The organism is Streptomyces sp. NPDC046821, assembly GCF_040645335.1.
Taxonomy (GTDB): Bacteria; Actinomycetota; Actinomycetes; order Streptomycetales; family Streptomycetaceae; genus Streptomyces.
This window is the reverse complement of record NZ_JBEYYB010000002.1, coordinates 439,972-465,003: the sequence shown is the minus strand read 5'-3', so window position 1 is coordinate 465,003 and position 25,032 is coordinate 439,972. Positions and strand designations below refer to the sequence as shown.

27 protein-coding genes are annotated in these 25,032 nt (G+C 70.1%); 22 read left to right on the top strand and 5 right to left on the bottom strand.

Annotated features, from left to right (window positions below):
• Positions 1-18 precede the first annotated feature (18 nt).
• Positions 19-660: a TetR/AcrR family transcriptional regulator gene (locus ABZ893_RS05630; protein ID WP_361397206.1), complete on the top strand. Its 642-nt coding sequence runs from the start codon at positions 19-21 to the stop codon at positions 658-660.
• 136 nt (positions 661-796) lie between these two features.
• Here ABZ893_RS05630 and ABZ893_RS05625 read toward each other — a convergent pair whose 3' ends face one another.
• Entirely contained in the window at positions 797-1,600 is an 804-nt protein-coding gene (locus ABZ893_RS05625) for an enoyl-CoA hydratase (RefSeq protein WP_361397203.1), read from the bottom strand.
• Positions 1,601-1,792: 192 nt separating this feature from the next.
• Between ABZ893_RS05625 and ABZ893_RS05620 the strand changes: the two genes are divergently transcribed.
• From ABZ893_RS05620 to ABZ893_RS05545, 16 genes are all read left to right on the top strand, one after another.
• Positions 1,793-3,235 carry an aldehyde dehydrogenase family protein gene (locus ABZ893_RS05620; RefSeq protein ID WP_361397200.1) on the top strand — a complete coding sequence of 481 codons (1,443 nt, stop codon included), beginning with the start codon at positions 1,793-1,795 and terminating at the stop codon, positions 3,233-3,235.
• A gap of 46 nt (positions 3,236-3,281) precedes the next feature.
• Positions 3,282-5,423 (top strand): acetate--CoA ligase family protein, encoded by a 2,142-nt coding sequence (locus ABZ893_RS05615; RefSeq protein ID WP_361397197.1) that lies wholly within the window; start codon positions 3,282-3,284, stop codon positions 5,421-5,423.
• A complete protein-coding gene (locus tag ABZ893_RS05610; protein WP_361397194.1) occupies positions 5,413-6,249 on the top strand; it encodes an enoyl-CoA hydratase/isomerase family protein in 837 nt (278 codons plus the stop codon). The genes ABZ893_RS05615 and ABZ893_RS05610 overlap by 11 nt, the downstream gene beginning before the upstream one ends.
• Positions 6,246-7,166 carry an ABC transporter permease gene (locus tag ABZ893_RS05605; protein WP_361397191.1) on the top strand — a complete coding sequence of 307 codons (921 nt, stop codon included), beginning with the start codon at positions 6,246-6,248 and terminating at the stop codon, positions 7,164-7,166. Before ABZ893_RS05610 ends, ABZ893_RS05605 begins: the two co-directional genes overlap by 4 nt.
• Before the next feature lie 10 nt (positions 7,167-7,176).
• Positions 7,177-8,064, top strand: a complete 888-nt coding sequence (locus ABZ893_RS05600; protein WP_361397188.1) for an ABC transporter permease — start codon at positions 7,177-7,179, stop codon at positions 8,062-8,064.
• Positions 8,065-8,100: 36 nt separating this feature from the next.
• Positions 8,101-9,651: an ABC transporter substrate-binding protein gene (locus ABZ893_RS05595; protein WP_361397185.1), complete on the top strand. Its 1,551-nt coding sequence runs from the start codon at positions 8,101-8,103 to the stop codon at positions 9,649-9,651.
• Positions 9,652-9,731: 80 nt separating this feature from the next.
• Entirely contained in the window at positions 9,732-10,742 is a 1,011-nt protein-coding gene (locus ABZ893_RS05590) for an ABC transporter ATP-binding protein (RefSeq protein ID WP_361397182.1), read from the top strand.
• A complete protein-coding gene (locus ABZ893_RS05585; protein WP_361397179.1) occupies positions 10,729-11,733 on the top strand; it encodes an oligopeptide/dipeptide ABC transporter ATP-binding protein in 1,005 nt (334 codons plus the stop codon). The genes ABZ893_RS05590 and ABZ893_RS05585 overlap by 14 nt, the downstream gene beginning before the upstream one ends.
• A gap of 43 nt (positions 11,734-11,776) precedes the next feature.
• Complete coding sequence (locus tag ABZ893_RS05580) at positions 11,777-12,184, top strand: hotdog fold domain-containing protein (RefSeq protein ID WP_361397176.1); 408 nt, start codon at positions 11,777-11,779, stop codon at positions 12,182-12,184.
• Positions 12,185-12,242: 58 nt separating this feature from the next.
• Positions 12,243-12,821, top strand: coding sequence for an XRE family transcriptional regulator (locus ABZ893_RS05575; RefSeq protein ID WP_361397173.1), 579 nt, complete (start codon positions 12,243-12,245; stop codon positions 12,819-12,821).
• Between the two features lie 47 nt (positions 12,822-12,868).
• Positions 12,869-14,356 (top strand): peptide MFS transporter, encoded by a 1,488-nt coding sequence (locus ABZ893_RS05570; RefSeq protein WP_361397169.1) that lies wholly within the window; start codon positions 12,869-12,871, stop codon positions 14,354-14,356.
• Positions 14,353-15,516: an FAD-dependent oxidoreductase gene (locus ABZ893_RS05565; protein WP_361397166.1), complete on the top strand. Its 1,164-nt coding sequence runs from the start codon at positions 14,353-14,355 to the stop codon at positions 15,514-15,516. The genes ABZ893_RS05570 and ABZ893_RS05565 overlap by 4 nt, the downstream gene beginning before the upstream one ends.
• 255 nt (positions 15,517-15,771) lie before the next feature.
• Positions 15,772-16,161, top strand: coding sequence for a hypothetical protein (locus ABZ893_RS05560; RefSeq protein ID WP_361397163.1), 390 nt, complete (start codon positions 15,772-15,774; stop codon positions 16,159-16,161).
• Positions 16,158-16,976 carry a transcriptional regulator gene (locus ABZ893_RS05555; protein ID WP_361397160.1) on the top strand — a complete coding sequence of 273 codons (819 nt, stop codon included), beginning with the start codon at positions 16,158-16,160 and terminating at the stop codon, positions 16,974-16,976. The genes ABZ893_RS05560 and ABZ893_RS05555 overlap by 4 nt, the downstream gene beginning before the upstream one ends.
• 148 nt (positions 16,977-17,124) lie before the next feature.
• A complete protein-coding gene (locus ABZ893_RS05550; protein WP_361397732.1) occupies positions 17,125-17,628 on the top strand; it encodes a roadblock/LC7 domain-containing protein in 504 nt (167 codons plus the stop codon).
• 17 nt (positions 17,629-17,645) lie between these two features.
• Positions 17,646-18,020 carry a hypothetical protein gene (locus ABZ893_RS05545; RefSeq protein WP_361397157.1) on the top strand — a complete coding sequence of 125 codons (375 nt, stop codon included), beginning with the start codon at positions 17,646-17,648 and terminating at the stop codon, positions 18,018-18,020.
• A gap of 223 nt (positions 18,021-18,243) precedes the next feature.
• Here ABZ893_RS05545 and ABZ893_RS05540 read toward each other — a convergent pair whose 3' ends face one another.
• On the bottom strand, positions 18,244-19,080 hold the full coding sequence (locus tag ABZ893_RS05540) for an SDR family NAD(P)-dependent oxidoreductase (RefSeq protein WP_361397154.1): 837 nt from the start codon (positions 19,078-19,080) through the stop codon (positions 18,244-18,246).
• A complete protein-coding gene (locus ABZ893_RS05535; RefSeq protein WP_361397151.1) occupies positions 19,077-19,619 on the bottom strand; it encodes a nuclear transport factor 2 family protein in 543 nt (180 codons plus the stop codon). Before ABZ893_RS05535 ends, ABZ893_RS05540 begins: the two co-directional genes overlap by 4 nt.
• Positions 19,620-19,898: 279 nt before the next feature.
• On the opposite strand from ABZ893_RS05535, the gene ABZ893_RS05530 reads away from it, so the two are divergent.
• On the top strand, positions 19,899-20,699 hold the full coding sequence (locus ABZ893_RS05530) for a hypothetical protein (protein WP_361397148.1): 801 nt from the start codon (positions 19,899-19,901) through the stop codon (positions 20,697-20,699).
• Between the two features lie 54 nt (positions 20,700-20,753).
• Here ABZ893_RS05530 and ABZ893_RS05525 read toward each other — a convergent pair whose 3' ends face one another.
• On the bottom strand, positions 20,754-21,308 hold the full coding sequence (locus tag ABZ893_RS05525) for a hypothetical protein (protein WP_361397145.1): 555 nt from the start codon (positions 21,306-21,308) through the stop codon (positions 20,754-20,756).
• 212 nt (positions 21,309-21,520) lie between these two features.
• Here ABZ893_RS05525 and ABZ893_RS05520 point away from each other — a divergent pair, with 212 nt between their 5' ends.
• The 4 genes from ABZ893_RS05520 (at position 21,521) to ABZ893_RS05505 (ending at position 24,327) form a co-directional block, all read left to right on the top strand.
• Positions 21,521-21,907, top strand: coding sequence for a cell division protein SepF (locus ABZ893_RS05520; protein ID WP_361397142.1), 387 nt, complete (start codon positions 21,521-21,523; stop codon positions 21,905-21,907).
• 256 nt (positions 21,908-22,163) lie between these two features.
• A complete protein-coding gene (locus ABZ893_RS05515) occupies positions 22,164-23,345 on the top strand; it encodes an ATP-binding protein (protein ID WP_361397139.1) in 1,182 nt (393 codons plus the stop codon).
• Positions 23,342-23,674 carry a nucleotide pyrophosphohydrolase gene (locus ABZ893_RS05510; protein WP_361397137.1) on the top strand — a complete coding sequence of 111 codons (333 nt, stop codon included), beginning with the start codon at positions 23,342-23,344 and terminating at the stop codon, positions 23,672-23,674. Before ABZ893_RS05515 ends, ABZ893_RS05510 begins: the two co-directional genes overlap by 4 nt.
• A 176-nt stretch (positions 23,675-23,850) precedes the next feature.
• A complete protein-coding gene (locus ABZ893_RS05505; protein ID WP_361397134.1) occupies positions 23,851-24,327 on the top strand; it encodes a DUF6099 family protein in 477 nt (158 codons plus the stop codon).
• A gap of 419 nt (positions 24,328-24,746) precedes the next feature.
• On the opposite strand, the gene ABZ893_RS05500 is transcribed toward ABZ893_RS05505, so the two are convergent.
• On the bottom strand, positions 24,747-24,971 hold the full coding sequence (locus tag ABZ893_RS05500) for a hypothetical protein (protein ID WP_361397131.1): 225 nt from the start codon (positions 24,969-24,971) through the stop codon (positions 24,747-24,749).
• Positions 24,972-25,032: the final 61 nt, after the last annotated feature.

Sequence of the window (25,032 nt, the reverse complement as noted above, 5' to 3'; positions counted from 1 at the left end):
CAAGGGAAGTCGCAGGCTGTGACACGGGGCAGAGCGGGTTCGGGTGCGCACCGGCCGGGCCGGCAGGTGATCATCGACGCCGCGGTCCGCTGCTTCTACAAGCACGGGTACGACGGCTCGTCGGTCAGGGACATCACGCAGGAAGCCGGAGTGACCCCGGCGGCGCTGTACCACTACTACGCGTCCAAGCAGGAACTTCTGATGGAGATCATCACGAGGTTCATGGACAACTCCATCGACCGGACCGAGGAGGCGCTGCGCCGCGCCGGCCCGGATCCGGCGGCCCGGCTGTTCGCCGCCGCGCAGTCGCACGTCCTGTGGAACGCGTCGGACATCGCCTCCAGTTTCATCGTCAACAGCGAGATCAGAAGCCTGGAGCCGGACAACCGCGAGCGGAACGTCGCGCAGCGGGACCGGCTGCAGCGCCTCTTCGACGCGTGCGTGGAAGACGGCTGCGACAAGGGTGTGTTCACGGCGCCGTGGCCGCGCGAGGCGAGCCGGGCGGTCGTCGTGATGTGCACGTTCGTGGCGCGCTGGTACCGGGAGGCAGGTCCGCTCAGCCCCGAGGAGATCGCCTGGCGCTACGGACACATGGCGCTCTCGCTGGTGGGGTCTTCGCGGGCACCGCAGTTCGAACCGCCTACCTATAAGGGCGCCTGAACCGTACGGGTGGGCCTGCGACCGTATGGGTGGGCCGGCCCGTCGCCGAGCTGCCTGATTCGTACGGGTGAGTCGGCCCGTCGCCGAGCCGACTCACGCCTCAGCGGCCTCCCTCAGCAGCCCCCGGCAGGCCCCGTCACCGCCCGACGAACCGCGGCGCCCGCTTCTCGATGAACGCCCGCGCCGCCTCCCTCCCGTCCTCCGACTCCACGCACTCGGTGTGCCGTTGCGCCTCCAGGTCGAGCGCGCGCCCGAAGTCGACCGTCGCGCTGTCGGCCAGGTTCTGCTTGATACGTGAGACCGCGAGCGGCGCCGAGACCGCGATCCGGCGCGCGACGGCGGTCACCTCCGGCAGTAGCCGCTCCGGTTCGAAGACGCCCGAGACCAGGCCGATCCGCTCCGCCTCGGCGGCGTCGAACGGCTGCGACACCAGGTACTTCTCGCGTGCCCGGCCCTGCCCGATGATGCGCGGCAGCGTCCACGTACCGCCGAAGTCGCCCGAGAGCCCGGCGTTGAGGAAGGCCACGTTGAACTTCGCCCTCGCCGAGGCATAGCGCAGATCGCACGCGCACGCCCACGACAATCCGGCGCCGGCGCACGCGCCGTTGACGGCCGCGATCGTCACCGCCGGCATCTCGTGCAGCAGCTTCGACGTCTCCATGAACTGCCGCAGCAGCTTGGCCCGCGACTCGGGGCCGACGCCCGCGGTGACCGCTCCGCCGGCGCCCTGCGAGAGATCGCCGCCGGCACAGAACGCGCGGCCCGCCCCGGTGAGCACAAGGACGCGGATCGTGGGATCGGCGGCGACGGTCTCGAACGTACTGGTCGCCAGATGGAGCAGTTCCGCGGTCATGGCGTTGAGGCGCTCCGGCCGGTTCAGCGTGACCGTGGCGACGCCGTCCTCCACGGCCAGGACCACCGGTTTGGTGTCACTCATCATGGCTTGCCTCCGTCATTCGTCAGTTCTGAGCGATCGTTTAGGGGTCTATACCCCAGTGAATACTGGACCTAGTCGCCATGCACACCCCTTGTCTAAACGATCGTTTAGTTTTAGCGTCATGAACACGCCGCGAGGAATCACGCGGTGGAAGGGCCGTGCCCCGGAAGGGCCGTTCCCCGGAAGGAGGGATCCGTGCCAACGCCCCACCATGGCCAGTTCATCGACGGCGTCACCCGGCCGTCACCGGCCGGCGAAGCGCGTATCGAGGTGGAGAACCCGGCGACGCGACGCGTCATCGCGACCGTGGCCGACGGAGGACCCGGTGATGTCGACGACGCCGTCAGGTCGGCGCGCGAGGCGTTCGGGACGTGGGCCGCCACGCCCGTCGCGGACCGGGTGGCCGTGCTGCGCCGCGCGGCGAAGCTGCTCGAGGACCGGCGGGAAGAGATCGCCCAGGTGGTGACGGCCGAGCTGGGCGCCCCGATCCGGATCGCCCGCTCCCTGCACGCCCAACTCCCCGTCACCGTCACGGCGGCGACGGCCGACGTGCTCGCGTCCTACGACTTCGAGGAGCGGATCGGGCACTCGCTGGTCGTCCGTCAGCCCGTGGGCGTCGTCGCCGCCATCACCCCGTGGAACTTCCCTGTCCACCAGGTCACCAGCAAGGTCGTCCCCGCGCTGGCCGCCGGTGCGACGGTGGTGCTCAAGCCCAGTGAACTGGCCCCGCTCTCGGCCTTGCTCCTCGCCGGGATCCTGACGGACGCGGGCCTGCCCGACGGCGTGCTCAACGTCGTCACCGGAGGACCGGCCGCGGGCCGGGCGCTGGTCGACCACGACGACGTGGACCTGGTCTCGTTCACGGGATCGGTCGACGTGGGCCGAGCCGTGGCCGCCGCCGCGTCACGCACCGTCAAGCGCGTGACCCTGGAGCTCGGCGGCAAGTCCGCGAGCCTCGTCCTGCCGGGCGCCGACCTCCCCACCGCCGTGAAGGTCAGCGTCGCCAACGCGTTCTTCAACTCCGGCCAGGCGTGCAACGCGTGGACCCGCCTCCTCGTACCGGCCGGCCAGCTCGGCCACGTGAACGAGCTGGCGCAGGCGGCCGCCGCGAAGCACACCGTGGGCGACCCCACGGACGACAAGACCCGCATGGGCCCCGTGATCAGCCATCAACAGCGGGAACACATACGGGCGTTCATCCGCGCGGGCCTCAGCGACGGAGCCCGGCTCCTCGCGGGCGGCGAGACCCCTCCCGACGGATGCGGCGACGGCTACTACGTACGCCCCACGGTCTTCACGGACGTCGACCCGGCGTCCACCCTCGCGCAGGACGAGATCTTCGGCCCGGTGCTGAGCATCATCGGCTACCGGGACGAGGGCGAGGCCGTCGAGATCGCGAACGGCACCCGGTACGGACTCGGCGGATCGGTCTGGGCCCGCGACACCGGCCACGCCGTACGGGTCGCCCGGCGCATCCGCACCGGACAGGTCGACATCAACGGCGGCGCCTTCAACCCCGCCGCCCCCTTCGGAGGGTTCAAGCACTCCGGCTACGGCCGCGAACTCGGCGCGCACGGCATGGCCGAGTACCTCGAACCGCAGTCCCTCCAACTTCCGGCGGATGCCGCCCGCGACTGAACAACCCGGTCAGCCACGTGAGTCAGTGAGGACAGGAGGAATCCAGGTGGACCACTACCTCAGGGCACTCTTCGCCCCCAAAAGCATCGCGATCGTCGGCGTCTCCGCGACATCGGCACGCAGTGGCAACGAATTCTTCGACAAGGTACGCGGCTACGGCTTCCAAGGCCGCGTGTACGCCGTGGGCCGCAACGGCGGCACCGTCGGCGGCGAGACGATCTACCCCTCGGTGAAGGACCTCCCCGAAGTACCCGACCTCGTCTTCGGCGCCGTGGGAATGCAGGCGACCCCGCAGGCCATGACGGAGGCCGCGGCCGCCGGGGTCAAGGTCGGCATCGTGTTCACGGCGGGCTTCGCCGAGATGAGCGACGACGGCGCCAGGATCCAGCGGGACATGGTCGCCCGGTGCAACGAACTGGGGATGCGCGTCGTCGGCCCGAACTGCATGGGCGTGTTCAGCACCGGCAGCCGGATGAACCTGACCGACGTCGAACACCTCGCCCCCGGCCGCATCGGGTTCGTCTCGCAGAGCGGCAACATCGCGCTCACTCTGTTCGACAACGCCAAGCGGCACGACCTCGGCTTCGAGTCGTTCGTCAGCTTCGGCAACCAGGCCGACATCCCCGCCATCGACTACGTCGAGTACATGGCGCAGGACGACGCCGTCGACGTGATCCTGCTCTACCTGGAGAGCCTCCAGGAGAACGCCGGTGCCGACTTCATCGCGCGATGCCGTGCCGTCGCCGAGCGCAAGCCGATCGTCGCCATCAAGGGAGGTGTGACGAAGGCCGGGCGGCGCGCGGCCGCCTCGCACACCTCGCGCCTCTCGGCCGCCGAGGACATCTACGACGCGGCGTTCGAGCAGGCCGGGGTCGTGCAGGTCCGCGACCTGGACCACGTGATGGCCGTCGCCGAGGCACTGCTGCGCTGCCCGCCGATGAAGGGCGACAACATCGCCATCGTCGGATCGGGCGGCGGCCACTCCACCGTCGGCACCGACTGCGTCGAGCGGGCCGGCCTGACCGTCCCCGCCTTCGACCAGGAGCTCCGGGACACGTTCGGCCGGTACCTGCCGCCCTGGGCGCCGATGTCCAACCCCGTCGACATGACCGGCGGGTTCACCGAGGACCTCACCCTGTTCAGGACCCTGATGCGCTACCCCCTGAGCCGCCCGGAGTTCCACGGCGGCCTCAGTTACGGCCTGTACGGAGAAGGGTGGCGCCCGGGACTCGTCGACGACAACGGCCGCACCTTCGAGAGCGCGGCGCCGCTCCTCGCCACCCTGCAACAGGAGCTGGGCAAGCCGATCGTCTTCTACACGCCCTTCGCGAAGGAACACGAGGAGGCGTTCACCACGATGCGCCTCAGCGGTGTGCCCTGCTACGGCTCACTCGCCGAGGCCGCCGCCGCCCTCGCCGCACTCAAGGCACGCGGCTCCTTCCTCGCCCGCATCGAGGGCCAGGACGGGACCGAGCAGAAAGAAGCGCCGCCGTCCGAGGCCGGCGCCGGGTACGCCCTCACCGAGTACGAGTCCCTTCAGCGGGTAGCGGCCGCAGGCGTCACCACCGTCCGCCAGGAACTCGTGTCCTCGGCCGAGGAGGCGGTGACAGCGGCGGAAGCCATCGGCTACCCCGTCGTCCTCAAGGCCCAACTCGCCAACGTCGCCCACAAGTCGGACGTGAACGGCGTCAGGCTGGGCCTGGCCTCCGCCGACGAGGTGGCCGCCGCGTTCCGGCAGATGAGTACGATCCCCGGCGCCGGATCAGACATCGCCTGCACGGTGTCCCAACAGATAGCTGCCGAACGGGAGTTGCTGCTCGGTATCTGCAAGGACGCCACCTTCGGGCACACCGTCGTCGTCGGCATCGGCGGCGTCCTGAGCGAGGTCGCCGCCCGCGTCGCCGTGCTGATCCCACCGCTCGACAGCGCCGAGTTCGCCCACGCGATCGAGAACTCGCCCGTGGCCGCGTACCTCCGCCCCTGGCGCGGAAAGCCCGCCGTCGACCTCGACGAGCTGCACCGGCAGGTGACCGCGCTGCACGCCATGTGCCGGGCCGACGCGGACATCGAGAGCGTCGACATCAATCCGCTCACGGTGGTGGGCAGCGCGCTGCAGGCCGTCGACGCCGCCGTCGTCCTGGAGACCGAGCCGGAAACGGGAGACCGAGGAGCCGACGATGTCCGCTGAATGGGTACAGGCCGAGCAGTCCGAGGGCGTCCTCACCATCTGGCTGAACCGCCCGGAGAAACTCAACGCCCTCAGCTTCCCGATGTACGACGAGATCGGTCGCCTCGTCGAGAAGGCCGCCAAGGACGACGGCTGCCGTGTGATCGTGCTGCGGGGGAGGGGCCGCGCGTTCTCCGCCGGATTCGACCTGGCCGAGCAGGTGGCGGACGAGGACGCCGAATCGCGCATCGACAGCCTTCGCTCCGGTTCCAACCGGACCCGCTGGACGATCTGGAACTCGCCCAAGCCCGTCGTGGCGGCCGTCCACGGATACTGCCTGGCCGGCGCCTTCGAACTCTCCCTCCCCGCGGACTTCACCATCGCGGCCGAGTCCTGCCAACTCGGCCTGCCAGAAGTGCAGTTCGGAGCAGGCATCGCGTTCCTCATGGTGCCGTGGATGGTGAACCACAAGCAGGCCAAGGAAGTGCTGCTCCTCGGCGACCGGTTCGACGCCACCGAGGCCTTCCGTCTGGGCCTCGTGTCGGAGGCTGTGCCCGACGAACGCTTCGACGAGCGCGTGTACGAGGTCGCCGACCGGCTGCGGAAGCTCCCCTCCGGCGCGCTGCGCGCCCACAAGCAGGGCATCAACCGCGCCTACGAGACCGCCGGAATGCTCGCGCACATGGACGGCTGGGTCGACACCGCGGCCCACGTGTCCACGTTCGAGGACGAGGTCACCCGCGAGTTCAAGCGGCAGGTCGAGGAGAACGGCGCCAAGAAGGCCGCCGCCTGGCGCACCGCCTACTACCAGCCCACCCCGCGCCCCGCCGAACCCTCGCAGCCATGACGAGACTCCTGGTCAAGCACATCGCGATCGGGCTCCTGGTCGTCTTCGGCGCGCTCACGCTCACCTTCGTCCTCGTCCGGATGAGCGGCGACCCGACCGGCCTCATCCTGCCCCAGGACGCCGGCGCGGCCCAGCGCGCCCAACTGCGCGCACAGCTCGGGATCGACAAGCCGCTCCTCGCCCAGTACTTCTCCTATCTGGGCGGGGCGGTGCGGGGCGACCTCGGGAAGTCCTACTTCGACAGTTCGTCGGTGTCGGCCGTCGTGCTGCGCTACCTGCCGAACACTGCCATCCTCGCGGCGTCGTCGTTCGTCCTGACGGTCCTGGTCGCCGTACCCCTCGGCACCCTGGCCGCGATGGGGCGGGGCGGCGTCCTCGACCGGGTGGTGCAGGCCGTCGCCGTGGTGGGGAACTCGGTGCCGTCGTTCTGGTCGGGGCTTCTGCTGCTTCAGGTCTTCGCCGTCACGCTTGGGTGGCTGCCCACCTTCGGCACCGCCGGCGTCGCGAGCCTCGTCCTGCCGAGCGTCAACCTGATGCTCTACCTCTTTCCGAACATGGCCCGCCTCACCCGCGCCTCCGTCCTCAACGTGCTGCCGATGCCGTACGTCGACACGGCCCGCACAAAGGGGGCAAGTGAGCGCCGCGTCATGACAGTTCACGTGCTCCGCAACGCGCTGCTCCCGGTCCTCGCCCTCGGCGGGGTGCAGTTCGGCAGCCTGCTCGGCGGGGCCGTGCTGACCGAGACCGTCTTCGCCTGGCCCGGCATCGGCACCCTGGCCGTCCATTCGATCAGCCGCAGCGACTTCCCCGTGGTCCAGGGAATCGTGGTCTACGTCGCCGTGATCTTCGCCGTCGTCACCGTCCTGACCGAGGTGCTGGCCCGCGCCGCCAACCCGCGCCTGAGGCTTGCGGCGTGAGGAGGAACCGATGACCACGACCCTGGAAACGAACGCGTCCAGGACCCGACCGCCGGTCGGCCTCCGGAGGTTCCGCGGCCTGCTGCGCCATCGCGTACTGACCGTGATCGCGGTCCTCATGCTCGCGGCCTTCGCCGTCGTCACCGTCGCCGGGGACAAGCTCGCGCCGATGGACCCCGGCGCGCAGCATCTCAGGGGCCGGCTCCTGCCGCCCGGCAGCCGGACCGCCGCGGGAAGCCATCTGTTCGGCACCGACGCGCTGGGCCGCGACCTGTGGTCCCTGGTGCTCGCCGGGGCGCAGACCATCGTGGTGCAGGCGGCCCTCGCCGTCCTGATCGGCACCGCCGTGGGCGCCCTTCTGGGTCTTTACTGCGGATATCGAGGCGGTCGGCTCGGAGATCTGCTGATTCTGCTGACCAATCTTCAGCTCTCCTTTCCTTTCTTCCTCCTCGCTCTTGCCGTCGTCGGCATTCTGGGCGCAAGCTTCTGGCTCGTCGTATTCGTGGTCGCACTCGCGTCATGGGTCGAGATCGCCCGCGTGGTCCATATCGAGACCCGCGAAGTGTCCCAACTGGAATACATTCTCGCCGTCCGCGTGATGCGCGGCTCAGGTCTGCGGATCGTCTTCCGGCACATCCTCCCGAACGTCGCCTCGTCCATTCTCGTCCTGGGCGCCCTCGCCTTCGGCAACGCGATCGTCATCATCTCCGGCCTGGGATTCATCGGCCTCTCGGCACCTTCGGCCTCACCGGGATGGGGCGAGATCCTGAGCGACGGACGCGACTACATGGCGTCGGCCTGGTGGATCACCATCACCCCGGGAATCGCGATATTCCTCCTCGTTCTCAGCGTCAACATCATCAGCGAAGCGGTCCGTGACCGCTTGTCCCCGAATTAGGTTCCTAGTGCCTGTGCGCAGGTAAGGAGATCCGTAATGAGAGGATCCAGCCGGCTGGTGGCGGCCATCGCCACCGGAACCCTCCTGGCAGGAAGCTCCGCGTGTTCCGTCGAAGACACCTCGGCAAAAGGCGGTGGCGGAAACGGCAAGATAAAGATCGCGCTCAGTGCCGGGGTGGACATGCTCGACCCCCAGCGCTCCGCGAGCGGCCCCGACCTGGCCATCATGAACCAGATCTACGAGACTTTGCTCGACCTCGACAAGAAGACCCACAAGCTGGTCCCGAAGCTCGCCACCTCCTACGAGCTCGTCAATCCGACGACATGGCGCTTCCATCTGCGCAAGGGCGTCAAATTCACGAACGGCGAACCGTTCAACGCCGAGGCGGTCAAGTACTCCATCGAGCGCATCCTGGACCCGAAGACCACGTCGTCGGTCAGCGCCAGCCAGATCGCGTCCGTCAAGGAGGTCAAGGCGGTCGACGACCACACCGTCGACATCGTCACCAAATACCCCGACCCCGTGCTCCCGCGCCGGATGCAGCCCTTCGGCGGCACCGGCCGCGTCTACATCGTGCCGCCCAAGTACTTCAGCGAGGCCGGCTACGCCAAGGTCGCCGAGAAGCCCATCGGCACCGGCCCCTACAAGCTGGGGACCTGGAACAAGGGCCAGTCGGTGACCGTGACGCCGAACACGTCCTACTGGGGCAAGAAGCCGCAGGTGACAGGGGCGACGTTCGTATTCGTGCCCGAGGACAAGACGCGCGTGGACGCCCTGCGCGCCCACGAAGTGGACATGATCGAGCGGGTCCCCGTCGAAGAGGTCAAGCGCGTCGACGGCGCGGCCGGCGTGCACGTGGCATCGAGCCACAAGGGCCTCGTCAACACCGTTCTCCTCGACATGCGAAAGCCGCCCTTCAATAACCCGAAGGTCCGCGAGGCATTCGCGCACGCTATCGACGTGAAGGGCATCGTCGACGAACTCCTCAAGGGACACGGACGCGTTCTCGGCGTTCCGATGGACCCGGACGTCAAGCAGTTCGACAAGTCGATCCAGCCGTACACCTACGACCCCAAGAAGTCCCGCGAACTTCTCAAGGAAGCGGGCTACAAGGGCAAACTCACCCTCCACACCAAGACTTCGGAAGGCCGCTACCCGGCGGACAAGCAGATCTACGAAGCCATGAACCAGCAACTCGACGCGGCCGGCTTCGACATCAAGCCCCAGACCGTCGAATGGGGCCGCCTCATCAACCAGATGACGAGCGGCAGCGCAGGCCCCTTCTACATCATCGGCTGGGACTTCGGCGAGGGCGACGCCAGCAAGCTGAACTCCTTCATCCAGTCCTCCGCCACGTCGAGCATCGCCAGGATCAAGGAATTCGACGACCTGTCGGCCGAGGCCGGCCGCACGACGGACGAGAAGAAGAACACCGAACTCTGGCAGAAGGCCCAGCAGGTCATCCACGACCAGTACGCCGTGGGCGCGATGTGGCAGCCGGACGCCATGTATGGCGTCAGCGACCGCATGATCTGGACCCCGGAGATGGGCGAGGGCATCACCCTCCAGGACATCAAGCTGAAGTGACGGGTCGATCGATGAGAGCGAACGTCCATCGTGCGATGACAGCCAACGTCCATCGTGTCGGTCCGGCGGAAGGAGGGGACATGACGTCAGCCACGCGCGAGACAGGCAGTCCATTGCTGAGCGTCGAGCGGCTCTCGGTCGAATTCACGACCCCGCACGGCACCGTCGCCGCCGTGAACGACTTCGGGCTCTCGATCGGCCGCGGCGAGTCGATGGCCATCGTCGGCGAGTCCGGCTCGGGCAAATCGGCGGCGATGCGGGCCGTACTGCGCCTCTATCCGAAGAACCGGCGCACCCGGATCCGGGGAGCGGTCGCCTTCGACGGAGTGGAACTGACGACCCTGTCGAACCGGCGAATGCGTGACATACGCGGCGACCGGATGGCGCTGATCGCCCAGGACGCGCTGTCGTCGCTCAACCCGTCGCTCACCGTGGGCTACCAGCTCACCGAGGCACTCCGTATCCGTAAGGGCTGGAGCGCCGGACGCTGCCGGAAGCGGGCGGTCGAACTCCTGGACCTGGTGGGGATCCCGTCGGCGGCGGAACGCCTCAAGGACTATCCCCACCAGTTCTCCGGCGGGATGCGGCAGCGCGTCCTGATCGCCACCGGACTCGCCCTCGACCCGGACCTGCTGATCGCCGACGAACCGACCACGGCGCTCGACGTGACGATCCAGGCGCAGATCCTGCAACTGCTGCGGGACCTGCGCGAGGAGACCGGCATGGCGCTCGTGATCATCACGCACGACATGGGCGTCGTCGCCGAGATCGCGGAACGCGTCACCGTGATGTACGCGGGCGCCGTCGTCGAGTCCGGCGACACACGGGACATCTTCACCGCGCCCCGGCACCCGTACACGCAAGGCCTCCTGAACGCCGTGCCACGGTCGGACCGGCGTGCGGAGCGTCTCGCGTCGATCCCCGGCTCGCCGCCCAGCCCGACGACGCGGCCGAGCGGCTGCCGCTTCCACACCCGGTGCGCCTACGCGCGGGACGACTGCGCATCGGTTCCCGCCGGCCTGGAACTCGTCGCGCCGGGCCACGCCTCCGCCTGCCGATACTGGAAGGAGAATTTCCATGGTGCCGACTGAGCCGGCCGTCCGCGACGAGGCCCGTGTGGCGGACCCGGTGCTTTCGGCGGACGCACTCGTCAAGTCCTACCCCGGCCACCGCAAGGGCGACCTCATCCAGGCCGTCCGGGGTGTCTCCCTCGCGGTGCCCGCCGGCAAGACCGTCGGCGTCGTCGGCGAGTCGGGGTGCGGCAAGTCCACCCTCGCTCGCCTCCTCGTCGGCCTGGAGGAGCCGACCAGCGGTTCCCTCTCGGTCGCCGGACACCGCGTCGATGGTGTCGGGCGACGCCGGCGGGACGAGCTGATGCGGCGCGTACAGATGGTGTTCCAGTCCCCGTTCACCTCCCTCGATCCCCGGATGACCGTCCAGCAGATCATCCGCGAACCGCTCGACGTACTGCGCCCCAAGGGCCCACGCGCCGAACGCAACGCACGCGCCGCCGAACTGATGGACTCCGTAGGCCTCCCCGACTACCTGGCCGACCGGCGGCCCAGCCAGCTCTCCGGCGGACAGCAGCAACGCGTGGGCCTGGCACGGGCGTTGGCCTCCGGCTCCGACGTCGTCATCTGCGACGAACCCGTCTCCGCGCTCGACGTCTCCATCCAGGCACAGGTCATCAACCTGCTCAAGGACCTCCAGGACGAACTCGGCGTCGCGTACATCTTCATCGCGCACAACCTGAGCGTCGTCGCCACCATCTCCGACCACATCGCGGTCATGTACCTCGGCCGCATCGTCGAGTACGGCCCCACCGACGCCGTGTACGACGACCCGAAGCACCCCTACACCAAGGCACTGCTCTCGTCGGCCCCCGTACCCGACCCCGACGCGAACGCGCGCGGCAGCCGCATCGTGCTCCAGGGCGACCTCCCCTCGCCCGCCCACGTGCCGTCCGGCTGCGCGTTCCGTACGCGGTGCTGGAAGGCGAGCGAGCCGTGCGCGTCGCTCGACCCGGTGCTTGAGGTATCGGGCTCCGGCGAGCGCTCCGTCGCGTGCCACTTCCCCGAGTGACCGACGGTCACCCCTCCCACCGCTTCGTATGACAAGGAGACACATGATGGACGGCAACCCGACCAGCACCACACTCCGCGTGCGGCTGCGCGCCGACGACACCAAGTACGCGGGCGGTGTCATCCCGGCCGCGCACTACATGCAGTTGATGTCCGACGCCGGCGCGATGCTGGGCGTGATGCGCGGCGAGTCCGCCGGCTACCTGGCCCGCTGGGAGAGCGTCGACTTCACGGCAGTGTGTTACGTCGGCGACTACATCGAGGTGCGCTGCGAGCTCATCAGGGTGGGCAACCGGTCCCGCACGATGCGCACCGAGGTCGTCAAGCTGATCAGCACGAACCCGGGCGAGCGCGGCCAGACGACGAAGGGCATCGTCCACGAGCCCCCGGAGGTCGTCGCACGCGGAGACTACGTCAGCGTCATGCCGCGCGCCGATCTCGACGGCGAATAAAAGGCAGGAACTTGTGGTCCACAGCGCGCGTCCGGCCGAGCGGGCGGACAGCGGCCCCATGCGCCTGGTGGGGGTCGAGATCAAACGGCTCCGCACCGGGCGCGGCCTGACCCTGCGGGACCTGGCGGGGCGCTGCGGACTGTCGGCGGGCTTCCTCTCGCTGGCCGAGCGCGGCATCAACTCGATCTCCCTGACCTCGCTCTTCGCCCTGGCGGACGCCCTGGAGGTCGACGCGTCCGACCTCCTCGGCGCGGCGGGCCGCCGCGGCCGGTACGCGTACGCGATCGCCCGGCACGACGACCCGCACGCCGAGCGGGTGGCCATGGGGGAGCGCGAGCACCGCGTCCTGACCGCGGACCTGCCGGACCAGCGCATCGAAGCCCTGGTCACCCGGGTGCGGGCGACCGCCGAGCCGTCGCCGTTCACCCAGCACGACGGCGAGGAGTTCTGCTACGTGCTGAGCGGTGAACTGACGTTCCTCCTGCCGGACGAGACCGCATCGCTCACCGCGGGCGACGCGATCCACTTCAAGTCCCGTATCCCCCACGCCATCCACAACCGCGGCACCGGCACCGCGGAGGTGCTCTGGACGGTCGACCGCCCCCTGCTGCGCCGACCCGACGGCACCTTCGGCTGACCGCAACATCAACTCCCGCCGGTGCACGCCCTCTTGAGAGGCGGCCCATGAGCGAACTCGAACTGACCAAGACACAGCAACCGGCCGAGCGCGGCTTCTTCGGCCACCCCCGAAGCCTGGCCACCCTGTTCTTCCTGGAGATGTGGGAGCGGTTCTCCTACTACGGGATGTCCGCGATCCTCCTCTACTACCTGTACGACCAGACCTCGGCGGGCGGACTCGGCGTCGACAAACCGACCGCGTCCGCGCTGGTGTCCGTCTACGGCGCCCTGGTCTACATGTCCGGCATCCTCGGCGGCTGGCTGGCCGACCGGCTCCTCGGTATGCGCCGCGCGGTCCTGGCCGGCGGCGTGCTGATCATGTGCGGCCATCTCGCGCTCGCCGTGCCGGGCGGGTTGCCCGCGCTCCTCGTCTCCATGGTGCTGATCGTGGTCGGCACCGGACTCCTCAAGCCCAACGTGTCCAGCATGGTGGGGGAGTTGTACGAGCCCTCCGACAACCGCCGTGACGCCGGGTTCTCCCTCTTCTACATGGGCATCAACCTGGGCGCGTTCGTGGCGCCGTACCTGGTGGGCACCCTCGGGCAGCAGGTCGACTACCACCTCGGCTTCGGCCTCGCGGCGATCGGCATGGCCGCCGGACTGCTGGTGTACACCCGGGGACGGAGACGCCTCGGCCAGGCCGGGAGCGCGCCGACGCAGCCGCTGCGCGCAGGCGAACGGCGCCAGGTGGCGATGCGCGCGACCGTGGGTGTGGCGGTGGTGGCGGTCGCGGTCGTGGGCCTCGCGGCGCTCGGCTCGCTGACCGTGGACACGCTCATCAACGCGGTGTCGGTGCTCGCCGTGCTGCTGCCGGCGGCGTACCTGTTCATGATGTTGCGTAGCCCGCACACCGACGCCGTGGAGCGGTCCCGTCTGATCTCCTACGTTCCGCTGTTCATCGGGGCGGTCTGCTACTGGGTGGTCAACGAGCAGTCCGGCTCGGTGCTCGCACAGTTCGCCGACACCCGTACCGACCTCAACGTGTTCGGGATCGCGGTGCCGTCGTCCTGGTTCCAGTCGCTGAACCCGGTCGCCACCCTCATCCTGGCCCCCACCTTCGCCTGGCTGTGGATCAGGCTGGGCGACCGGCAGCCGGCCACACCCCGCAAGTTCGCCACGGGACTGCTGCTCGGCGGCGCTTCGTTCGTCCTGATGGCGGGGCCGGGCCTGCTGAACGGTGTGCACGAAGCGGCCAGTCCGTGGTGGCTCGTCGCGAGCTACTTCGTCGTGATCTGCGGCTCGATGTGTCTCTCGCCGGTGGGGCTCTCGGCCACCACCAAGCTCGCGCCGCGCGCGTTCCTCGCCCAGATGATGAGCCTGTGGTTCCTGGCCTCCGCGGCGGCGGGCGGCATCAACGCGCAGCTGGTGCAGCTGTACCGGCCCGAGACCGAGGTCGGCTACTTCGCCGGGGTCGGAGCCGCGGTGATGGGGGTAGGCGTGGTCATGCACCTGCTGGCGCCATGGGTGCAGCGGCGCATGGGCGGTGTGCGGTGAACGGAGTCCGGTCGCAGGAGTCGGAGGAGTCGGAGGAGGAGTCGATGGAAGAGGGGCGGAAGATGCGCGTCGTGGTGGTCGGCTGCGGAATCGCCGGTGCGGCAGCGGGATATGAGCTGGCGCGCAGCGGGGTGGACGTCGTCCTGGTGGACTCGCGGAACCCGGGCCGCGCGACATCGGCCGGCGCGGGCATCATCTGCCCGTGGTCGTCCGGCGTGGAGGACGAGGACTGGTACCGCATGGCGCTCGCGGGGACGGAGTTCTACGAGGAGCTGCGGGCGGCGCTGGCCGCCGACGGGGAGAGCGAGTTCGGGTACCGGCGGACCGGCTCGCTGCTTCTGGTCGACGAGGCCGAGTCGACGGAAGCGCTGGCACGCGTGGCCGAGCGCGCGGAGAAGTCCCCGCTGGCCGGCGAGGTGGAACTGGTCAGCGCGCGCCGGGCGCGCGAGATGTTCCCGCCCCTGGCCCACGACGGCCCGGCGATCCACATCCCCGGCGGCGCACGCCTGGACGGCCGCTCGGTCCGCGAGGCGATGTGCCGCGCGGCCCAGCGCCACGGCGCAAGGTTCGTCGAGGGCACGGCGACGATCCTCGCGGACGGCGCGGTGCGGGGTGTGCGGGTCGACGACGTGTTCTTCGGCGCGGACGCGGTGGTCGTGGCGGCCGGCGCGTGGGCGCCGCGACTGCTCGAACCGCTCGGCGTCCACGTACGGGTCGCGCCGCAGCGCGGACAGATCATGCACCTGCGCCTTCCGGGCGTGGACACCGTGAACTGGCCGGTCGTCCTGCCGCGTTCGAAGCACTATCTGCTGGCCTTCGACGACTCGCGGGTGGTGGTCGGCGCGACGCGCGAGGACGACACGGGCTTCGACCACCGGATCACGGCGGCCGGGGTGGCGGAGGTGCTGAGTGAAGCGCTGTCCGTCGCTCCTGGTCTCGCCGATGCCACACACGTGGAGACCCGCATCGGCTTCCGCCCGGTCGGCCCCGACGTCAAGCCGCTGCTCGGCGAGGTGCCGCAGGTGCCCGGCCTCGTCGTCGTCAACGGCCTCGGCGCGTCAGGCCTGATGATCGGCCCGTACGTCGGCACGGTCGCGGCACGCCTTGCCCGAGGCGCCGACGCGGGCATCGACCTGACTCCGTACGACCCGCTGCGCTGAGAATCCGCCCCGCATGTGTGGTGAGGGGGCGCACGAGGTCTCCCTCACCACCCCGCTTGCGCCCGGCAGCCGTTGACGTACTCCGGCACCACCGCGCATCAATGACACAACCGGCGCGAAACAATCGCCAAACGCCTCAACCTATCATGCCGGAAGCATATTACGGCGGAAACCTCCACACCCTTCACCCCTCACACACAGGTCACGTACTATCCCTGTCACTCAATGGGGCTAACAGCAGGGAGGGGTATCGGCGTGCCCGGAATCGACGAATGCCTTTTGGACGCGATGCGGCTGCCCGGTGCCCGCGGTGCCGCGCTGGTGGACTGGACCAGCGGCCTTGCGCTCGGCACCGTCGGGGAAGCCCCCGGCGGCGACCACGAGACCGCCGCGGCCGAGGCGGCCGAGCTGGCCAGACTGGCCGCCGAACACGGAGCGTTCGCGGCCGACGAGGGTGGGGACGGGCGGCCGCCCGTCGAGGACGTCATAGTCAGCAACCGCGACAGCTACCACCTGTTGCGGTTCGTGGACACGTCCTTCGACAGCAGCGTCTTCCTGCATCTGTGGCTCGGGCGCGAGGAGGGCAACCTCGCCCTCGCCCGGATCCGGCTCAGCGAAATGGCCTCCCGTCTGGTGCTGGGATGACGATGGTTGCCTCACCTCCGCCGCTACCCGTGCGGGCCAGAGCCACCTCGCAGGACCGCACCACCGGCGCGCTGTCGCCGATGCTGCGGCGGCTCGCCGAGGAGAAAGCCACCGGCGTCCTCGTCCGCGAACACGGCACCCTGCACCTCGCCGAGGGCCGCGTGGTGCACGCCGAGAGTCCCCGTGCCCCGGGCCTCGACGTGCTCCTCACGGCCCACGGCACCCTCGACGGCTCCGCCTGGCAGCGCGCGGCAGGGCAGGCCGGCGGCTCCGCCGAAACAGCGGAACTACTGCTGTCCGAGGGGGAGTTGACCGAAGGCGCCCTCGAACTGTGCCACCTGGATGCCCTGTACGACGCAGGGTTCTTCGCTCTCTCGCCGAGCGGCGTGCCGGGCCACTTCGTCTACGACGGCACTCCCCAGCTGGGCGCGCTGCCCTCGGTCCCCGTCGTCGCGCTGGAGCACGAGACGCTGCGCCGCAGGCTCCTGCTGCACCGCCTGTGGCCGGACCCGGCGACCGACAGCGCCCCCCTCATCCGCGCCGCCCCGGCCGACGCCGCGCCGGTCACCCCCCGCGCCCGCGCGGTCCTCGACCAGGTGGACGGCGTCCGCACGGCCCCCGGCATCGCCCGCGAACTGGGCCGGCAGGCGTTCCACACCCTCGTGGACGTCCGACGGCTCGCGGGCGCCGGACTCGTCCGGCCCGCAGTCGCGGCCCCCGAGCCGCCACCGGTCCCACCGGGTCCCGCACTCGCGGTCACCGACCCTGACATCGCACTGCTGAAGAGGCTCAGGGATGCGCTGGAGGCGCTTTGAACGGCACCGACCCGCCGAACAAGCCGAGAACGTCGAGGCAGCCGAGAGCGTCGAGACAGCCGAGAGCGTCGAGAACTCCGAGTACGCCCAGAACCCCGAGAACTCCGAGAACGCCGCGCACGTCGAGAACGCCGAGGAAAGAGAGCTGATGGTCTCCGAGAAGGACCTCGAAGTCGTCCTGGAGGAACTGCGCCGGCTCCGGACCCGCGTACCGCAGCTCACCGGAGCCCTCGCCGCGGGCGTCGACGGACTCGTCGTCGCCCACGACACCCCGCACGTCGATCCGGAGGGCCTCGCGGCGCTCACCGCGGCCTCGCTCGGCGTCGCCGTCCGGGTGGCCGACGCCACCGGGAACGGCCGCTTCCGGGAGCTGCTCGTGCGTGGCGAGAGCGGCTACGTCGCCACGTACGCGGCCGGCCGCTCCGCCGTGCTGACGCTGCTGGCCCAGGACCGGGTCAACGTCGGCCGGCTGCACCTGGAAGGGCGCCGCGCCGGCGCCCGTATCGGGGAGGTGCTCGACGCGGCCGAGGACGCGGCACGGGCCACGCCGGTCACCTGGGCAGCCCCCAGGACCGCATCCGCACTACCCACCAGAACCACGCGCGCGCCACGCGCAACGACCGCCGAAGCGCGCACCACCACCGATAGTTGAAAGTTGAGAGGACCGTCATGGCCAACACCGAGACCGCACTGAAAGAGGCGCTGACCTCCATCGCGGGCGCCACCGGCGTCGCGCTCGTCGACTACACCAGCGGAATGGCGCTGGGCACGCTGGGCGGCAGCCCGGACTTCGACCTGAACGTGGCCGCCGCCGGCAACACGGACGTGATCCGCGCCAAGATGCGCACCATGGAGCACCTCGGCATCAAGTCCGACATCGAGGACATCCTGATCACGCTGTCGGACCAGTACCACCTGATCCGCCTGCTCAAGAGCCACGGCGGCAACGGCCTGTTCCTCTACCTGGTCCTGGACACCTCGCGCGCCAACCTGGCGATGGCCCGCCACCAGCTCAAGAAGATCGAGTCCGAGCTGGAGATCTGAGTCCGGACAGGGCGACGACGGTACGGCGGAGGTCCCACCCGGGGTCGCGCCGCCGGCCGGAACGCCCGGGCCCGGTACGGCAACTGCCCCCAGCGGCTGCCGGAGAGCCGGGTGACCGCCGCGAAAGCGGAGCAGGCGGGCCCGACCGTGAACACGGTCGGGCCCGCCTGCTTGTTTGTCGTGGGGCGCCCCGGGCTCGCCCGGCGCGGCCTGTGACGTTCCCTCAGTACAGCGGCCCGCCCCCGAAAGCCGCCCGGTGCGACGCCGCCCGACGCCCGTCCGCCTCGGTCACCCCGTACTCCTCGCCGAGTTCGGCGACGACATACGTGTGACCGCTGCGCTCGGCGAGTCCGGGGTCGTCCGCGAGGCGGGCGATGACGGAGCCGACGAACTCGGGGGACTCGGCGTCGGCCAGCTTGAACCCGGCCACCTCCTCCACACCGGCCTCTACCAGACCGTCCGTGCGGACCAGGCCCGGCCACAGCGACACCGCCGACACACCCGCCGAGGCCAGTTCATGGCCCATGTCGGCGGCCATCTTGTCCAGGCCCGCCTTGGAGATGCCGTACAGCACCGAGTGCAGCGGGGCGCGGGCGCCGAACGACGAGATGTTGACGATGAGTCCGCTGCCGCGGGCCACCATGTGCCGGGCCGCGTGCACCGACGCGACGTAGTGCGCGCGCAGACCGATGCCGACCAGGGGATCCCAGTCGGAGACGGGACGCGTCCAGAACGGTTCGTCGAAGCCGGCCATGCCGTCGGGCGCGGCCCACACGTTGTTGACCAGCAGATCGAGCCGGCCCCGCTCCTTCGTGACGCGCGCGATCAGCGCCTCGACCTGCTCGTCGTCCCGGTGGTCGCAGCGCAGGCCGATCCCCTCGCCGCCGGCCTCGGTGACACGGCGCGCGGTCTCCGCCTGCGGGCTGTCCGGGCCCGGCTCGCCCCGGCCGGTGACGTACACGGTCCAGCCCTGCGCGCCGAGCGAGGTGGCGATGCCCCGGCCGACTCCCTTGCCGGTACCGGTGACCAGGGCGACGCGGGTGGTGATCTCGTCGGTCACAGCAGCCCCGCCTCGTCCACGACGTAACCCTCGGGCAGCGGCCGGGTCAGCGACCAGAGGCTGCGGAAGTGGTGCTTGGCCAGCCGCCAGGCCCCGTCCTCCACGACGTAACGGTCGTCGTACTCACCGCACATGACCCGCTCCGTCCGCTCGACGAGGTTGAGCTGCCGGAACCGGAGGGTCCAGCGGCCGGTCGCCTCGGTGGGGGAGACGAAGGAAATCTGCGGGTGCACGCCGTGGTGCATGTCCAGGACGAGGTGCCCCTCGTCGCCACGGGCCAGCGCGATCTGCCGGAAGAGACCGACGAGTTCGTCCACCGTGGCGAACGCGCCGAGCTCGCCGTAGTCGATGTCGGCGCCCTCGGCGACGAAACAGGCGCGGAACCCCTCCGGGTCCTTGTGGTCACAGGCCCGCAGATAGCGGTACTTCAGTTCCTCGATGTCCTGCCGAGCCTCGATGCGCGCGATGCGCTCCTCAAGGCCCAGGCTCGGACTCGCGGTTGTTCCCGGGCTCGGAAGCACGGGGGACTCGGACGGCATGGCCGAACTCCTCTCTGCGTACGGGCGAAGCGGTGCGGTGGATCGGAGTGCGGCGACCCTAGGGGGCGGGAGGGGGTACGGGCCACGGCGCGTTCCCGCTAAGCGGGAGGACGGGCGGCCGAAAGCGTGACCTGCGCCTGGCGTCCCGTTGGGCGTACGTGTGTCACCCGTTCGTGGGTCAAGATCATTTGAGGGTCGGGTCGAGGCCCAGGTCAGGACATGATCACCGCGCCCCGCACGCGCTCGCTGCGGAGGAACCCCCCTCGGAGGTGGCCGCCTGTGGTCCTCGTCATCGTCGTCGCCGTAGTGGCTCTGCTCGCCGGACTCGCGGCCAACCGGTTCCTACGGCCGAGGCTGCTCACCGAGGACGACGACACGGGAATGGCGGTCAAGGACCTCGTCGGTCCCCTGCTGACCCTCACCGTCCTGCTGCTCGCCTTCGTACTGGTCACCGCCAACGGCTCGTACGGCAAGGCCGAGGTCGCCTCACGCGGCGAGGCCCGCGCCCTGGACCAGCTCGTGGAGACCGCCGAATACGCGCCGGAGGCCCAGCGGGCACGCATCCAGGCCGGCGCCGTCTGTTACGCGCGCGCCGTGCGTACCCGGGAATGGCCCGCCATGGCCGACGGCAACGGCCATTCCGCGCCCAGCGTGTGGTCCACCGACTTCCGCCGCACCTTCAAGACCCTTGAGGGCAAGCCGGCCTTCGGGATGCTGATCGCCGCCGACAACAAGCGCTCCGACGAACGCGAGGAACGCCTCACGCAGGCGACCGCGAGCATCCCCGGCACCATCTTCTGGTTCCTGCTCGCGACGCTCGTCATCACCGTGGTGGCACTCGGCATCTGCCTGCCCCGCAGGAACAACCGCGGCCAGCTCGTCACCCTCACCGTGATCACCGCGCTGCTGACCACGACCCTCGTCATCATCCGTGACGTGGACCGGCCCTTCGGCGGCATCATCAACGTGAAGCCGACGGCGATCAGCGAGGCGGAACGCCAGGCCGACCGCGACTTCCACGTGAACCACCCGGCCGCCGAACTCCCCTGCGACAGCGAGGGAAGCGTCCGATCTCTCTGACCTGAGTCAATAACCGTATGAGGTACGTGAGTTGGGGCCGTTGTCGAGCAGGCCTCAGCCCCGTACCGCCACATGGAACGACGACGCCCACAGGACCGCAGCCGCGCCCAGGCCCACGATCGCGCGCACCGTTTCCATCGTCGTGCCGGCCGCCGAGATCACCAGGCCCGCCACCGCGACCACCGTCAGGAAGATGGCAGTCCACTTGTACTGCCACTGGTCGTAGAGGCGGGCGAGCGGGAAGAAGTGCAGGCCCACGACCAGGCAGATGCCGGGCGGGATCAGCTCGGGATGCCCGCTCGCGTTCGACGCCGCGATCACGGCGAAGATCGCCACGACTTCGGCCATGTTCACCATGCCGACCCCACGGGTCCACTTCGCCGGGAGGTTCACCATCCGGGACGCCGGACGGGAGTTGCTGCGGAACGCCAGGACCACGGCCACCACCGTCAGTACGACGGCGATCGCGCCGATCGTCACCGAGACCGGCATCGCGCTGATGCCGGAGCCCCCGGCGAATGCCCACACGAGGGCGAAGACCGCGAGCACTATCGCTCCCCGGCGGCGCAGGCTCTGGGTGAGTGCGGCGCACTCCGTGTCCGTCGTCATGGCCGGAGAGTACTGCGATCTTGGCGTGCGCCCCACAGGTTTGGACCAGCCCGTGCTCCCGGGCGCGAGCGGAGCCTCAGCCTCCGTCTTGCGCTCCCTTGGATCTTGGTGCGGGCAGGGCCCGAACCGTGTCGCTGTTGGGCTGAACGGGTGACTTGACGTAAGAATTGGTTGGTGGAGACAACAGTACGAGCCCGGACGGGGTGGGGGCAGTGAACAGCCACGACGTCACTGACGAACAGTGGGAAGGGCTCGCCCAGGTCGTACCGCTGCGCGGCCGTAACGCATGGCCTTCGGCGGTCGATCACAGAAGCGTTCCTGACGTGGACACGGAGGCGCGGCGACGGTTCGTCGTGCTGCGGGTCAATGTGTTCGCGGACGCGCGCGAGGTCGCCGAGACCGTGATGACGGGGATTCCTGTGCTGCTCGACCTGAGCGGCGCCGAGTCCGATGTCGCCAAGCGCGTCCTGGACTTCAGCAGCGGTGTGGTCATGGGGCTCGGCTGCGGAATGCACCGGGTCGACCGGAACGTATTCCTCCTCGCGCCTCCCGGGACTGAGGTGCAGGGGTTTGTGGCGGGGGCGGGTTCGCAGGTGTAGGTCCTTTCCTGGTCCAACGGTCCCGGGGCGCGTGCGGTTCCCGGGGGCGGTTCTCGGGGAGTGGTTCCCGGGGTGCGGGTCCAGGGGTGTGTGGAGCCGGGGTTGCGGTTCCCGGGGCGGGGGGTCCGAGCGCGTGCGGGGCCGGGGCAAGATTCCCCGGGCATAGTCACCCGGCCAAGGCCATGGTCCCCCGATCGTAGGAAGGTCGGCCTGGAAGAACGGTTCTCCGGGCCGGCCGCCACCTACGGTCCGGGGCATGACCATGCTCGCCGGGGGCGCGCCCCCGGCCCCCCAGGACCGGCCGAGCGTCACCGAACTACGGCTCTCCGCCTTCGGGGTACACCGAGGCGCCGACTTCCCGCTCGGCCCCCTCACCCTCTTCTCCGGACCGAGCGGCACCGGCAAGTCCACCGCCCTGCGCGCCTACGAGGGACTGGCCCGGCTCGGCGGCGGCGCGGGCGTCGGCGAAGTGTTCCCCGACCCGGTCGCCTACGTGCCGGACCGGGCACGCCCCGACGCCCAGCAACGCCGCGGCTTCCGCATCGGATGCACCGTCACCGGGCCCGTGGGCCCGGTCCGCCTCGACCTGGCCGTCCAGGCGGAGCCGGAACTCCGCATCGTCGGCGAACGTTTGACCTGCGACGGCCACACCCTCCTGGAAACCGCGCTCCGGGACCCCGGCCGCCGCGTCGTCCAGGCCGCCTGGCACACGGCCGGGACGGTTCCGGTGACCCGCGCGCCCCTGCCGGACGACGTGCTCGGCACAGCGCTGCTGCCCCTGCGCGTCGCCGGGAAGACGGAAGGCCAGCGCCTCGTCATCGCCGCCGCCGAGCAGGTGGTGGTGGCGCTGCGCTCGGTTTTCTCCTGCGACCCGCAGCCCGGCCGGATGCGCCGCCCCGCCCGGGCCACCGCCGACCGTCTCCTCAGCGGCTGCGACAACCTCGCCGCCGTGCTGTGGCGCACACGCGCCGAGTGCAGTACGCGACACGGGCTGCTCGTCGCCGCCGCGCGGGCGGGTTGCGCCGGGCCGGTCGTCGACGTCCTGTCGGAGGACCTCGGCAACGGGACGGTACGGGCGGTCCTCGACCGAGGCGACGGCCGGCGCACGCCCGTCGACCGGCTGGGGGACGGCGAGTTGAGGTATCTGGCCCTCGCCCTGGTCCTGCTCACCGGCCCCCGAGTGCTCGCCGTCGATCCGGTCGCGGAGGTGCCGGACGCGTTCCAGACCCTCACGGTTCTCGCCGACGGCATGGACCGCAGCCTCGATCCCCGGCAGCTACGGGAACTCACCGCGCTGGCCGAGCGGATGTGCGGACGCGGCCACATCCGCCTCGCGGGGACGGTCGGCGACGGGGCGTGGGCGGCACGGGAACACGGAGCCGCGGTCGTGGACCTGGGGGCGCGCCGGAATCCGGCGGTGGTAGACCTGACGCCGTGACGGAACTTGATGTGGCGGGACTGCAGCGCCGGCTCGCGGAATTCGCGGCGGCCAGGAACTGGGAGCAGTACCACACGCCGAAAAACCTGGTGGCCGCGCTGAGCGTGGAGGCGTCCGAACTGGTCGAGATCTTCCAGTGGTTGACCCCGGAACAGTCGGCGGCGGTGATGACGGACCCGGGCACGGCGCACCGGGTGCGCGACGAGGTCGCGGACGTCCTCGCGTATCTGCTCCAGCTGTGCGAGGTGCTCGGGATCGACGCGCTGGAGGCTCTGTCGGCGAAGATCGACCGGAACGAGGAGCGGTTTCCGGTGCCGGGAGACGAGTAGGTGGGCGTAGGCGGGGAGGCGCCAACTGCCTCCCCGCACAGGAACGTCACTCTATGGAGTCATTGAATTATCCACATCGGATTCCGTGTCCACAGATTTCGCCCTTCCCCTGGCTTTCCGTCCCTCCTGCCTTCACTCTGGGTAGTGGACAAGGGAGTTCAGGACGGGGGCGTCGGATGGACGCGGTGCGACTCATCAGGGCGAGCCGACGGGCCCTGGCGGAGAGCCAGGACGCGCCGGCCATCACGAGGGAAGCCTGGCAGGCACAGGCCTTGGCCCAGGCAATGGGGAACAGGATCGCGGCCGAGGGGCCGCCCGAGTTGAGAGGGGAAGCACTCGGCCTGAGCGAGGCCGGCGGCAGAGGCTGCGGTGGCTCGGCGATACCGGTCATCGGGGCAGGCGGCATACGGGCGGCACAGCTGACGGAGTTCGCGGACCCGCACAAGGCACTCATGGCGCTGGCCGCACTGCTCGGAGAGGTGGGCATCGCGCTGGTCGGGATAGCGAGCGAAGCGGAGGAGGGGGCCTACTGGCACTGCATGGACGCCATCGACGCGGCCGACGAATCACGGGACAGGGTGCTGGAGATAATCCGCCGCCTGGCGCTACGCGCGGGCGCGGAACGGGAACCGGAGCCGGATTCGGCGGCGTAGGGGCGGGCGGACTGCGTCGGGGAGTGGGCGGTGCCGGGGTATGGGCGGCGCCGACCCGGGGGGACGGCGGTTTGTCCGGTAGCCGGAGGGGCGTCGGCAAGGGCGGCCGGCGGCGTCGGGGGCGTTAGCGGTGCTGATGTGTGGGCGGCGCCTGCCCTGGGGGACGGTGGCGCGGCAGACGGTGGTACGGGCTGGTGGCGTCGGCACGGGTGGCCGACGGCGTCGGCGAGTTCAGGGACGGAGGTGAGGACCGACGGGACGGGGACGGAGAGCAGATCGGCGGTGCCGGGCGCGGAGGCCGGGGCGGACTCGGCTTGGGCGCGGGCCGGGTTTGGCGGAAATGGGCGGGCAGCACAGGCCCAGAACTGACTGACGGTGTTGGGGGCGCACCGGTGTCCTCGCGACGCGCCCCCGGCAGGTCAGAGGCGGTGGCTCTCTTCGTCGGACGGCGCGGAGGACAACGGTGAGACGGCCGCCGCCTGCGGACCGGTCGACTGCTGCAAATCGGCGTCGAGCTGGGACAGATCCGCGTTGAGCGCGGCCATCAGCTCTTCCATCTGCTGGAGCAGACCCTTGGGGGCGCCCTGCTGCTGGGGCACGGCCGGTTCGTGTACGACCTGCTCGGGCACGGCTTCCTGGGACATGACGGCCTCCTCGGCCACGGCCCTCCCCACGGGGGAAGGCAGTTGAAGCAAGCATCGCCCG